The organism is Pseudomonas fluorescens (assembly GCF_002022275.1).
Classification (GTDB): Bacteria; Pseudomonadota; Gammaproteobacteria; order Pseudomonadales; family Pseudomonadaceae; genus Aquipseudomonas; species Aquipseudomonas fluorescens_AJ.
The window spans coordinates 52,730-64,207 of the sequence record NZ_MSDF01000044.1 but is presented as its reverse complement, the minus strand read 5'-3'; the positions used below and the strand labels follow the sequence as shown (position 1 = coordinate 64,207).

The 11,478-nt window shown below is 63.7% G+C and carries 11 protein-coding genes; 7 read left to right on the top strand and 4 right to left on the bottom strand.

Annotation, left to right across the window (positions count from 1 at the left end; translation table 11 throughout):
• Positions 1–410: 410 nt before the first annotated feature.
• Together BFW87_RS23895 and BFW87_RS23890 are read left to right on the top strand one after the other, a co-directional pair.
• Complete coding sequence (locus tag BFW87_RS23895) at positions 411–1,667, top strand: 3-phosphoshikimate 1-carboxyvinyltransferase (protein WP_078742172.1); 1,257 nt, start codon at positions 411–413, stop codon at positions 1,665–1,667.
• Positions 1,668–1,699: 32 nt separating this feature from the next.
• Positions 1,700–2,089, top strand: a complete 390-nt coding sequence (locus BFW87_RS23890; protein WP_078742171.1) for a hypothetical protein — start codon at positions 1,700–1,702, stop codon at positions 2,087–2,089.
• Between the two features lies 1 nt (position 2,090).
• Here BFW87_RS23890 and BFW87_RS23885 read toward each other — a convergent pair whose 3' ends face one another.
• Positions 2,091–2,690 carry an NAD(P)H-dependent oxidoreductase gene (locus BFW87_RS23885; RefSeq protein ID WP_078742170.1) on the bottom strand — a complete coding sequence of 200 codons (600 nt, stop codon included), beginning with the start codon at positions 2,688–2,690 and terminating at the stop codon, positions 2,091–2,093.
• A gap of 70 nt (positions 2,691–2,760) precedes the next feature.
• Here BFW87_RS23885 and BFW87_RS23880 point away from each other — a divergent pair, with 70 nt between their 5' ends.
• Together BFW87_RS23880 and BFW87_RS23875 are read left to right on the top strand one after the other, a co-directional pair.
• Positions 2,761–3,363: a TetR/AcrR family transcriptional regulator gene (locus tag BFW87_RS23880; protein ID WP_078742169.1), complete on the top strand. Its 603-nt coding sequence runs from the start codon at positions 2,761–2,763 to the stop codon at positions 3,361–3,363.
• A gap of 109 nt (positions 3,364–3,472) precedes the next feature.
• A complete protein-coding gene (locus BFW87_RS23875; RefSeq protein ID WP_078742168.1) occupies positions 3,473–3,850 on the top strand; it encodes a COG4315 family predicted lipoprotein in 378 nt (125 codons plus the stop codon).
• Positions 3,851–4,111: 261 nt separating this feature from the next.
• Here BFW87_RS23875 and BFW87_RS23870 read toward each other — a convergent pair whose 3' ends face one another.
• The gene (locus BFW87_RS23870; protein WP_078742167.1) at positions 4,112–4,783 is read right to left on the bottom strand and encodes a GNAT family N-acetyltransferase; all 672 of its coding nucleotides are present in this window, start codon (positions 4,781–4,783) and stop codon (positions 4,112–4,114) included.
• A 21-nt stretch (positions 4,784–4,804) separates the two neighbouring features.
• Entirely contained in the window at positions 4,805–5,710 is a 906-nt protein-coding gene (locus BFW87_RS23865) for a LysR family transcriptional regulator (RefSeq protein ID WP_078742166.1), read from the bottom strand.
• A gap of 113 nt (positions 5,711–5,823) precedes the next feature.
• On the opposite strand from BFW87_RS23865, the gene BFW87_RS23860 reads away from it, so the two are divergent.
• The 3 genes from BFW87_RS23860 to BFW87_RS23850 all read left to right on the top strand — a co-directional run bounded on the left by BFW87_RS23860 (position 5,824) and on the right by BFW87_RS23850 (position 10,307).
• Complete coding sequence (locus BFW87_RS23860) at positions 5,824–7,038, top strand: MFS transporter (protein WP_078742165.1); 1,215 nt, start codon at positions 5,824–5,826, stop codon at positions 7,036–7,038.
• 81 nt (positions 7,039–7,119) lie between these two features.
• Positions 7,120–7,971: a CAP domain-containing protein gene (locus tag BFW87_RS23855; RefSeq protein ID WP_078742164.1), complete on the top strand. Its 852-nt coding sequence runs from the start codon at positions 7,120–7,122 to the stop codon at positions 7,969–7,971.
• Between the two features lie 149 nt (positions 7,972–8,120).
• The gene (locus tag BFW87_RS23850; protein WP_078742163.1) at positions 8,121–10,307 is read left to right on the top strand and encodes an ATP-binding protein; all 2,187 of its coding nucleotides are present in this window, start codon (positions 8,121–8,123) and stop codon (positions 10,305–10,307) included.
• Between the two features lie 3 nt (positions 10,308–10,310).
• On the opposite strand, the gene BFW87_RS23845 is transcribed toward BFW87_RS23850, so the two are convergent.
• Positions 10,311–11,477, bottom strand: a complete 1,167-nt coding sequence (locus BFW87_RS23845) for a GGDEF domain-containing protein (protein WP_078742162.1) — start codon at positions 11,475–11,477, stop codon at positions 10,311–10,313.
• Between the last annotated feature and the right edge of the window lies 1 nt (position 11,478).

Sequence of the window (11,478 nt, the reverse complement as noted above, 5' to 3'; positions counted from 1 at the left end):
AAACACGCTGGCCGGAATTCGACATGGATTTGGGGGGTAAACCGGCAGGGATGCCGGTTTAGCCGCCCCGCGCCATGGATGGCGCGTGGCGGCGGCCCCCCAAATTCATGTCGGATTACGGGCACGCCGAGCGTGAGCGAGGTGCCGAGTGTTGGGGCGAAGGCCTTTTGCTTACTTTTGGGCCTTTCCAAAAGTGAGCCGCCGTAAGGGCGGAACCCTAAGTGGCCGTTACCGAAGAAACGGATATGTACACCATTAGACCGCCATCGCAGGCAAGCCAGCTCCCACAATTGCGCCTGAGTACACCCAATAACCCAAGCATTACCACCCCACGCTCGACAAGCACCGTCGCTTTGCCCGATTATTCGGGTCCGCCCGCCGATCGTGCCTTGAATCAGGAGCCCTGTACCTTGAGTTCGCAGAAAACCGTGACCGTTACACCGCCCAACTTCCCCCTCAATGGCAAGGTCGCGCCCCCCGGCTCCAAATCCATTACCAACCGTGCCCTGTTGCTGGCGGCCCTGGCCAAGGGCACCAGCCGCTTGAGCGGCGCGCTGAAAAGCGATGACACCCGCCACATGTCGGTGGCCCTGCGCCAGATGGGCGTAACCATCGACGAGCCGGACGACACCACCTTCGTCGTGACCGGCTCCGGCAAGCTGCAACTGCCCGCGCAGCCGCTGTTTCTCGGCAACGCCGGCACCGCCATGCGCTTTCTCACCGCCGCGGTAGCCACCGTGCAAGGCACCGTGGTGCTGACCGGCGACGACTACATGCAAAAGCGCCCGATCGGCCCGCTGCTGGCCACCCTCAGCCAGAACGGCATCCAGGTCGACAGCCCGACCGGCTGCCCGCCCGTGACCGTGCAGGGCGTGGGCAAAGTACAGGCCAAGCGTTTTGAGATCGATGGCGGCCTGTCCAGCCAATACGTGTCGGCCCTGCTGATGCTCGCGGCCTGCGGCGAAGCACCGATTGAAGTGGCGCTGACCGGCAAGGACATCGGTGCCCGTGGCTACGTGGACCTGACCCTGGACTGCATGCGCGCTTTCGGCGCGCAAGTCGAGGTGGTCGACGACACCACCTGGCGCGTAGCCCCTACCGGCTACACCGCCCACGACTACCTGATCGAACCCGACGCCTCCGCCGCCACCTACTTGTGGGCCGCTGAAGTGCTGACCGGTGGCCGCATCGACATCGGCGTCGCCGCGCAGGACTTCACCCAGCCCGACGCCAAGGCCCAGGCCGTGATCGCACAGTTCCCGAACATGCAGGCCACCGTGGTCGGCTCGCAGATGCAGGACGCGATTCCGACGCTGGCGGTACTCGCTGCGTTCAACAACACCCCGGTGCGTTTCACCGAATTGGCCAACTTGCGTGTGAAGGAATGTGATCGCGTGCAGGCCTTGCATGACGGCCTCAACCAAATCCGCCCGGGCCTGGCGACCATCGAAGGCGACGACCTGCTGGTGGCGAGTGACCCGGCGCTGGCTGGCACCTCGAGCAACGCGCTGATCGACACCCACGCCGACCACCGCATCGCCATGTGCTTTGCGCTGGCCGGGTTGAAAGTCTCGGGCATCCGCATTCAGGACCCGGACTGCGTGGCCAAGACTTACCCTGAGTACTGGAACGCCCTGGGCAGTCTCGGGGTTGCACTGAGCTACTGAGTCGCTGGCGCCGCGATGGGGAGGGAAAGCACATGACACTTCGCCAACCCTGCCCGCCCGGCGCTTGCGTCTGCGACCGCGAACAGCTGCTGGAAGCGCCTGGCGCTGATTTGCGCATTCTTAACCTGACGCGCCAGGAAGAAAAGCGCCTGCTCGACCGCCTCGAAGACCTCAAAAGCCTGCAAGACCTGGAACACATGCAGGCACTGATGTACCAGCAGTTGGGCATCCGCGTGCACATCGCGCCAGGCCACACCGAAGTCAAAAGCATGCGCGGCATTCAGATCGTCATCGAGGATCTGCCAGGCATGTGCCGCAAGACCCGGCAATCGATCCCGGCCGCGATTCGCCGAGGCCTGGAGAAACGCCCGGAAATCGCCTACCGCTTGCTGGACGCCCACGATCTGTTTGGCCAGGGATGAACTAGCCGGCAACCGCCTCGCTTTCAAACAGGCCCTGACCCAAAGCGTGCGCCGTGTGTAGGTGCGCCTGCGCGGCGCCGCTTTCCGACTCCAGCAGCAATTCGGACGTCACCACCTGCGCCCCACAGTAATCAAAAATCCCATAGTCGATCTGCGTGCGCATGGCCTTGGCGTAACCGTGGCGGTCAAACGCGCTTTCATCCGCCGCGCCCAGCGCCAGCAGGTGCACGTTCAGATGCCGCAGTTTTTTCACCACCGGGGTGTCCGGGCCGTAATCGATGGCCCAGCCGTTGATGAACACGCGGTCGATCCAGCTTTTGAGCAAGCCCGGCATCGACCACCAGTAGATCGGAAACGCGATAACCAGGGCGTCGGCACGGTCGATGCGCGCCTGCTCGGCGAGCACATCGGCGGGAGGCGTGGCGCGCTCGCGGTGAACGCGATGGTCGGCAGCGGTGTAGCGCGGGTCAAAACCTTCGGCGGCGAGGTCGGCGATTTCAAAGGTATTGCCAGAGGCGGTGAGGCCAGCGGCGACTTGCGCGGCCACGCTGTGGGTAAGGGATTGCGAGTCGTGGTGAGCAACAACGATCAGAGCGTGCATGACATTGACTCCCTTTCGGTTTAGGCTTGGGCTTAAGTTACCTTTGGTAAGTTACTTTTGGTATGTAAGCATGTCAAGCGTTGAATCCCCTGCCCCACGTCGCCGTTTGTCCCGTGAAGATCGCTCGCGTCAGTTGCTCGACGTGGCCTGGCAACTGGTGCGCGAAGAAGGCACCGAAGCCCTGACCCTCGGTCGTCTGGCTGAACTGGCGGGCGTGACCAAGCCGGTGGTCTATGACCATTTCGTCACCCGCGCGGGCTTGCTGGCCGCGCTGTATGAGGATTTTGACGGGCGTCAGGATCAGGTATTTACCGAGGCCATCGCGGCCAGTGCCGCCACCCTGGATGATCGCGCCTGGGTGATCGCCTCGTCGTATGTTGACTGTGTGTTGCTGCAGGGTCGGGAAATTCCGGGGGTGATCGCAGCCCTGAGCAGCTCGCCGGAACTGGAAACCCTCAAGCGCCGCTACGAGGCGATCTTCCTCGACAAATGCCGCGCCGCCCTGTCGCCCTTTGCGCCGGGCGGCAACGTGTCCCAGGCCGGTTTGCGCGCCATGCTCGGCGCCGCCGAAGCCTTGTCTCATGCGGCAGCCAGTGGCGAAATCAGCCGTGACGAGGCGCAACAGGAGCTGTTGGCGAGCATTCTGGCGATGGTCAATCGCGGGCGCGTTTAAAAGATTGTTCAGGGCCGAAGGAATAAAGGCGCGTGACGGGTGTTTACCTGAGTACACCTTGTGACTCTCGCACAAGGCACTTAAAACCTAGAAACCCCAGGAGCTCGTCATGCTGAAAAAACTTTCCCTCGCCGCTGCCGTCATGCTTGCCGTTGCCTCGTCCATGGCCTTCGCCGCCCCTGCCAAAATCGCGGACAGCGCCAAAGGCAAAGTGCTGGTCGACAGCAAAGGGATGACCCTCTACACCTTCGCCAAAGACAGCGCCGGCAAATCCGTGTGCAACGGCCAGTGCCTGGCCAACTGGCCGGCGTTCACTGCGAAAGCGGATGCGAAAGACGCCGACGGCTACACCGTGATCAGCCGCGACGACGGCAGCAAGCAATGGGCCTACAAGGGCCAGGCGCTGTACACCTGGGTCAAGGACAGCAAGCCGGGCGACATCACCGGTGACGGCGTTGGCGGCAACTGGAACCTGGCCAAGCCATAAGGCTTGAGTCGCTCCCCTGTGGCGAGCGGGCTTCTGTGGCGAGCGGGCTTGCCCCGCGTTGGGCTGCGAAGCGGCCCCATCATGCACGCTGTGTTTATCCTGACACACCACGGCGCCTGGTTTTGGGGCCGCTACGCGCCCCAACGCGGGGCAAGCCCGCTCGCCACAGAAGCCCTCTAGCCACAACAAGCCCGCTCGCCACAGAAGCCCTCTAGCCACAACAAGCCCGCTCGCCACAGAAGTAAAAATGCCAACCCTTATTCAGGCCTGACGTTCGCTCACAAACAACCGCGCCTTGCGCGTCAGTTGATCCAGGTGACGGTCGCGCTGCTTCTCGGCATCCACCATCGCGCGCTTGCCGTGCTTTTGCAGCAGGTAGGTATGGATCTGCCGCACCTCCAGCGAGCTGTAGATAGCCGCCACATCCAGCACACCCATCAGCCCGTCGGTGCCGTAGTCGCGCGTGTTCATCAACACCTGCGTGCCCCGCGCGCCGCGCACTTGAAAACCCAGGGCTTCAAACGCCGGCACCTTTTCAACCGCACACGCCAACTCGGCGTGCGGGTAACGCGCCAGCACCTCCCCCAGCATCGCCCGCGCAACACCCTGGCGCCGATGCCCGGCCTGCACGGCCATAAAGGCGATGCCGCAGGCCTCAGGGTCATCTTTCACCGGCAGGTACAGGCAGAACCCGACGACCTGGTCTTCCTCCATCGCCACCACCAGTTCCACGGCGATGCCCTTGGCGCCGTTCAACGCTTCCAGGTAAAGGTGCACCTCAAAACCGATGGCGTATTGATAGATGTTGTAGAGCAAGTTGCTCGGCGCCAGCGCCACGCTGCTGATGTCGGTGAGGTTGTCCACCACCATCTGCAGGATCTGGCCATTGATCGGTTCGGGGCACGGCGTGGTGTAGCGGGTAAGGCTGAACATGCAAATTCCTGGGGTTTCGCGTCAAGGCAGCGGCGATTGTACCTGCTGCGCGCACACCTCGCGCAAACAGCCACGCAACCAGCGATGGGCCAGGTCGGCATCCAGGCGCGGGTGCCAGAGCATGGCCACGGTGAACGGCGCCAGTGTGATCGGCAGGGCAAAACTGTGCAGGCCGCCGCGCTGATTGGCGGTGTAGCGCTCGGGCACGCAGGCGATCAGGTCAGTGTCACGGGCCAGGGCAATGGCGGTGGAGAACCCGGCGACGACCGTACTGATATGCCGCGTGAGCCCCTGCGCCTCCAGAGCATCGTCGATTTGCCCACGGTCCTGCCCGCGCCGTGAGACGTAAACGTGGTGGCCCCGGGCGAAACGCTGAACGCTGACATCGCCCTGGCTCAAGGCGTGCCCGCTGCGCACCACGCCGATCAGACGGTCGCGAAACAACGCCTGCGTCAGCACTTCGGGGCTGGCGGTGGCGTCGACCACGCCGGTTTCCAGGTCGACGCTGCCTTCGCGGAGCAATCGGTTGTCCTTGTCGGTTTTGTTGACGAAGCGCAGGCGTACCCCCGGGGCTTCGCCGGCAATACGCGCGAGCAGCGCCGGGCCAAAGCTTTCGACGAACTCCTCGCTGGTGCGCAAGGTAAAGGTGCGCTGCACCTGCGCCATGTCCAGAGACAGCGCGGGCCTCAACACCGCGTGAGCTTCCTGCACGAGACGGCTGACCTGCTCGCGCAGCGCCAGCGCCCGAGGCGTGGGCACCAGGCCGCGCCCGGCGCGGACCAGCAAGGGGTCGCCGGTGGTTTCACGCAAGCGCGCCAGGGCACGGCTCATGGCGGACGGGCTCAGTTGCAAGCGCTGAGCGGCGCGGGCCACGCTGCCCTCGGTGAGCAGCACATCCAGGGTAATCAACAGGTTCAGGTCGGGCATCTCTCCTCCTCATCAGGCGTTTCATGCAGGTATTAACTGCAAGCCATGCGTCTTCCGCCATGTTAGTCGGCGTCGTAGATTTGTGACAGATGCATTCACACGAGGAATTACCTATGCCTGTCTCTTCTCGAGGCGCGCTGTTCAGCCTGTCCCTGTCCATGTTGCTGGCGTCACTCGGAACCAGCATTGCCAATGTCGGCTTGCCCGTTTTGGCACAGGTATTTGAGGCATCGTTTCACGCGGTGCAGTGGGTGGTGCTCGCCTATTTACTGGCGATTACCGTCGTGATTGTCAGCGCGGGCCGCCTGGGCGACCGTGTAGGGCGCCGCCGATTACTGATCGGCGGGCTGCTGTTGTTTACCCTGGCCTGCGGGTTATGCGCTGCGGCGCCGTCACTGGTCTGGCTGGTGGCGGCGCGTGCGCTGCAAGGCCTGGGCGCGGCGATCATGATGGCAATGACGCTGGGCATGGTCGGCGACACGGTGAGCAAGGAACGCACCGGCCGTGTGATGGGCTTGCTCGGCACGATGTCGGCGACCGGCACCGCCATGGGGCCCGGCGTCGGCGGGTTGCTGCTTGGCGTGTGGGGTTGGCGCGCGCTGTTTCTGGCAGGCCTGCCGCTGGGTGCAGTGGCGGCCGTCCTTGCCTGGCGCTATTTACCGGTTGATCGAACCACCGACATTGCCGCTTCCCGCGATTCATTCTGGCGGCCGTTGAAAGAACCGGCACTGCGCGCCGGGCTGGCGATGAGCGCGCTGGTGTCGGCGGTGATCATGGCGACCTTCGTGGTCGGGCCGTTTTACCTGTCCCGGGGGTTGGGGCTCACCCCTGCCCTCATGGGCCTGACGATGGCCGTCGGCCCCTGCGTCGCCGCCTTGACCGGCATACCGGCCGGGCGCCTGACCGACCGCCTGGGCAGCCAGCGCATGACCCTCACCGGCTTGGGCATCATGGCTGCCGGCGCCCTGCTGTTGTCGCTGGCTTCGGGCCTGTTCGCCTATCTTTCCTCGCTGATCATCCTCACGGCGGGTTACAGCCTGTTCCAGGCCGCCAACAACACGGCGGTGATGGGCGATGTGCCGCCCGCCCGACGCGGCACGGTCTCGGGCCTGCTGAACCTGTCGCGCAACCTCGGGCTGATTGTTGGCGCTTCGGGCCTGGGCGCAATCTTCGCCTGGGCGTGCCCGGATGTGACCGACGCTACCGCGCAAAGTGTGGCGAATGGCCTGCACGTGACCTTCGCAGCAGCCCTGGCGTTGATCGTCCTCGCCAGCACCTTCGCCTGGGCCCGCAATAGCGCCGCTACGTGGCAGCAGAACACCCGTTGAGGCAAAAAAACAAAAAAGGCGTTGCGCCAGACCGGGTTACATCGCGCATCATGGGCACTTTCAAGCTCAAGGGTAACGTCCATGCGCGTGCTGTCATTGATGATGGGTCTTACGACGCTGGCCGCCAGTCTGGCGTTCTGCGCCAGCGCGATGGCGAATGAAGAAAGTCAGTTGGTGCAACAGATCAATCAATACCGCAGCCAGGTGCAGCGCTGCGGTGACCAGGGTTCCCAGGAGCTGCCACCGCTGGCCAGCGACACGCGGCTGGTGCTGCCAGCGACCAACGTCGGCGATTTGCAGCAGGCCCTGGCGCGGGCGGCGTACCCGATGGTCAACGTGCAGGCCATCAGCCTGTCGGGCCCCAAGGACGCTCAGGCCGCCATGAAGGCCGTGCGTGAAAGCTTCTGCCGCGTGGTGCTCGACCCGCAGTTTGTCGACATCGGCGTGAGCAACAGCGGCCAGGACTGGCGCATCGTGCTGGCTCGCCCGCTGCTCACCAGCGGCCTGGGCGACTGGCAGACCGAAGGCAAGCAACTGCTGAACCTGATCAACGCCGCGCGTGAGCAGCCACGCCAGTGCGGCACTCAGGCGTTTACCGCGACCACCCCACTGTCGTGGAACGACGACCTGGCCAATGCTGCCAACAGCCACACGCGCAACATGGCCAACGGCAATTTCTTCGACCATCTCGACCACGACGGCCGCACCCCGGGCGACCGTGCCGAACTGGCAGGGTATATCGCGAAGAACATCGGCGAAAACATCGCCGCCGGCCTCGATACCCCGCGCAAAGTGGTAGACGGCTGGCTCGCCAGCCCGGGCCATTGCGCCAACCTGATGAACCCGCAATTTCGTGAATTGGGCGCTGCCTATGCAATGGACCCCAAGAGCGACGCAGGGATTTACTGGACGGGGGTTTTGGGGTCGCAGTAGTCGCGAGGCAATCGGATAACACGGAAGAGGTATCAGAGTGCCATCTCATGGATAATCGCACTGAACTGGCAACGGTCCGCCCGGTCTGTTGCCTGATGCCCTGAGCATTCACACGCCCTCAAGACCGCTGTAGATAAGGTGTTGCCCCCATGATGAATTGGCTGCAAAGCAGCAGCGACATGGCCGAGCAGGTTCGCTTGCATGATTGGGCCAGTACCCCCCTGGGGCCGCTGGAACACTGGCCTGACGTGCTCAAGACCACCGTCGCGCTGTGCTTTGCGTCAAGTTTCCCCCAGTCGATCATCTGGGGGCCGTCCATGACCCTGCTCTACAACGATGCCGCCATTCCGATTCTGGGCGACAAACCCTACGCACTCGGTCGCCCGTTCAACGAAGTGTGGCGGGAGGTCTGGGAGGAAGTGCGCCCCATCGCCCAGGCGGCTTATGAAGGCCACGCGACCTACGTGGAAAACTACCCGCTGGTGATTGAGCGCGGTTCCGGCCCGGAACAAACCTACTTCACCTTCTGCTACAGCCCCATCCGCGACCCCATGGGCAATGTGATGGGGATGCTCAATACCGTCACCGAGACCACCGCCACCGTGTTTCTGGCACGGCGCCTGGCGGTGCTCGATGCGATCGGCAGCGGCGTGGCCAATGCCATCGACGCCGAAGCCATCATGACCATCACCACACGCCTGTTGGCCCAGCACCTGCAGGTGTCCAATTGCGCCTACGCTGACATGGACGCCGATGAAGACGGCTTCACCATTCGCGGCAATTGGGCGGCGCCCGGCTCGCCGAGCATCGTCGGGCGCTACAGCCTGGCCTCGTTCGGCGCGCGGGCGGTCCAGCAACTGCACGCGGGTGAAGCGCTGGTGGTGCGTGACAACCGCGTGGAATTCACGCCTGAAGAGTCCGCCAGCTACCAGGCCCTGGGCGCCACGGCGACGGTGTGCTTCCCGCTGATCAAGGATGGCCGCCTGACCGCCTTGATGGCCGTGCATGACAAATATGCACGCGCCTGGTCGCCCTATGACCTGGCATTGGTGGGCGAGGTCACCGAGCGCTCCTGGGCGCACATCGAGCGCGTGCGCGCCGACGCGGCTGTGCGCGAAGGCTTGGCGGCGATCACCGAACTCAATGCCACCCTGGAACAGCGCGTAGAAGACCGCACCGCCGCGCTGACCCAGGCCGAGGCCGCCTTGCACCAGTCGCAGAAACTGGAAGCCATCGGCCAGTTGACCGGCGGCGTGGCCCACGACTTCAACAATTTGCTGACGATCATTCGCTCCTCGATGGATTTCCTGCGGCGGCCAGGCTTGTCCGAAGAACGCCGCCAGCGCTACATGGGCGCGGTCTGCGACACCGTCGAACGCGCCAGCAAGCTGACCAGTCAGTTGCTGGCTTTTGCCCGCCGCCAACCGCTGAACCCTGAAGTCTTCGACGTTGGCCATCGCGTCAGAAACATCGGCGAGATGCTCGAAAGCGTGACTGGCGCACGTATTCATGTGCAGATGGAATTTCCCGAACACCCCTGCCATGTGCGCGTGGACTCCAACCAGTTTGAAACCGCGCTGATCAATATCGCGCTGAATGCGCGCGATGCCATGGAGGGGCAAGGCACCCTGACCCTGCGCGTAGAGCGCGTGGCCGCATTGCCGCGTATCCGCGGTGAGGCGCAGGTACGTCAGCCATTTGTCAGCGTTTCACTGGCCGACACCGGCACCGGGATCACCCGCGACATCGCCGAGCGCATGTTCGAACCCTTCTTTACCACCAAGGCGGTGGGCAAAGGCACCGGGCTGGGCCTGTCGCAGGTGTTCGGGTTTGCCAAGCAGTCCGGCGGTAACGTCGACATGGCCAGTGCCCTCGGCCAGGGCACCGTGTTCACCCTGTACCTGCCCGAAGCACAGCCGGAGGCGGAGCAGCTCCCCGCCGCCCAGGAAGAATCCGGCCCTGTCCACGACACCTCCCTGCACCACATTCTGGTTGTGGAAGACAACCTGGAAGTCGGCCGTTTCGCCAATCAGATCCTGCAGGACCTGGGCTACCAGACTACCTGGGCCACCGATGCCGAACAGGCGTTGGCACTGGCCGGTCCCGACGTGGCCGCCTTCGATGCGATCTTTTCGGATGTGGTGATGCCCGGCATGACCGGCGTGGCGATGGCCAAACTGCTGCGCCAGCGCCGCCCCGCTCTGCCGGTGGTGCTCACCTCCGGTTACAGCGAAGAGCTGGCTGACAGTGGTTACGACGGCTTCGAATTTCTCCCCAAACCCTACTCCGCCGACCAAGTGGCGCGGGTGCTGGCCAAGTCGATGCGCAAGGACTGAGCCCTAGTCCGCCACCGCGACCTGGTTACGCCCCATGGCCTTGGCGCGGTAGAGCGCCTTGTCGGCCGTATTCATCAAGCTGTGCAGGTCCTGATCGAGGCTGCGCGTGGAGGCGACACCGAGGCTCGCGGTCAGGCCCTGCACCGGCTCGGACGCCAGGCCGGAAATCGCCTTGATCAGTTGTTCGGCGATGTCCCGTGCGGTTTCCAGCGAAGTGTTGGGCAACAGCACCGCAAACTCCTCGCCGCCAAGCCGGCCATACACATCGGCCTGACGAAACGACGCGCTGATCACCCCGCCGATCTGGCGCAATACCTGATCGCCGGCCTGGTGGCCGTAGGTGTCATTGATGCTTTTGAAGTGGTCCATGTCCATCATGAGTGCGCACAGTGGTTGCCGGTTGTGGCGGCATTGCGCGTACAGCAGGTGGGCATGTTCGAAGAATGCGCGACGGTTCATCAGCCCGGTGAGTTCATCGGTCTGGGCGGCGCGCGTGGAAATATTGTGGGCGCGCTCCATTTGCCGGGTCAGGCGAAAGGCTTTTTCCAGGGCATCGGACAACTTGCGCGTGGCGCTGACGACAAAGGTCGAAAACACCAACACCGCAATGGCCACGCCGACTTGCATCGGCGCAGGCTGGAACAGCAGCCACAGCGTGCACGGCAACAGCACCAGGGCCATGGAGCCAAGGGTCATGTAGCGATAAGCCGAATAACACGAAACCGCGCTGACCGACATGCCCACGGTAAACAGCATGACCAGCACCTGGGAGACGCGATCGTCGGTGGGCATCACCGCCAGCGCGCCAATGCCCCACACGCCCGCCGAAAGCATCAACGTCACCCAATAGCGACGCTCCCAGCGATCAGGCGTGCGCTCGATGTTCGGGCAACGAAACCAGTCCATGAACATCTTGACGCGCAACAGTGACGTGACCGCCAGCACCGTCAGCCAGACCAGCATGACTTGGTGGTCGAAGCGGTCCCAGCACAGCCAGCACAGCATGACGGCGCCCAGGTAGCTGCCGAAAATGGCAGCGAACGATTGACGAAACAGCTGGTGCAAACGGTCGGTTCGCACCTGCTCCTCGATAAAGCCATCCTGGTCCTGCCCACGCCCAAGGCCGTTCATGAAATCCGCCTGATTCAACTGCCACGACAAAGGCGCCATT

Bases quoted from the DNA above. Each gene is read 5' to 3' on its own strand.
- BFW87_RS23855 (WP_078742164.1), top strand. From the start codon at position 7,120: ATGCGCGTGCTGTCATTGATGATGGGTCTTACGACGCTGGCCGCCAGT.
- BFW87_RS23870 (WP_078742167.1), bottom strand. From the start codon at position 4,783: ATGTTCAGCCTTACCCGCTACACCACGCCGTGCCCCGAACCGATCAAT.
- BFW87_RS23860 (WP_078742165.1), top strand. From the start codon at position 5,824: ATGCCTGTCTCTTCTCGAGGCGCGCTGTTCAGCCTGTCCCTGTCCATG.
- BFW87_RS23885 (WP_078742170.1), bottom strand. From the start codon at position 2,690: ATGCACGCTCTGATCGTTGTTGCTCACCACGACTCGCAATCCCTTACC.
- BFW87_RS23865 (WP_078742166.1), bottom strand. From the start codon at position 5,710: ATGCCCGACCTGAACCTGTTGATTACCCTGGATGTGCTGCTCACCGAG.
- BFW87_RS23890 (WP_078742171.1), top strand. From the start codon at position 1,700: ATGACACTTCGCCAACCCTGCCCGCCCGGCGCTTGCGTCTGCGACCGC.
- BFW87_RS23850 (WP_078742163.1), top strand. From the start codon at position 8,121: ATGATGAATTGGCTGCAAAGCAGCAGCGACATGGCCGAGCAGGTTCGC.
- BFW87_RS23875 (WP_078742168.1), top strand. From the start codon at position 3,473: ATGCTGAAAAAACTTTCCCTCGCCGCTGCCGTCATGCTTGCCGTTGCC.
- BFW87_RS23845 (WP_078742162.1), bottom strand. From the start codon at position 11,477: ATGGCGCCTTTGTCGTGGCAGTTGAATCAGGCGGATTTCATGAACGGC.
- BFW87_RS23880 (WP_078742169.1), top strand. From the start codon at position 2,761: ATGTCAAGCGTTGAATCCCCTGCCCCACGTCGCCGTTTGTCCCGTGAA.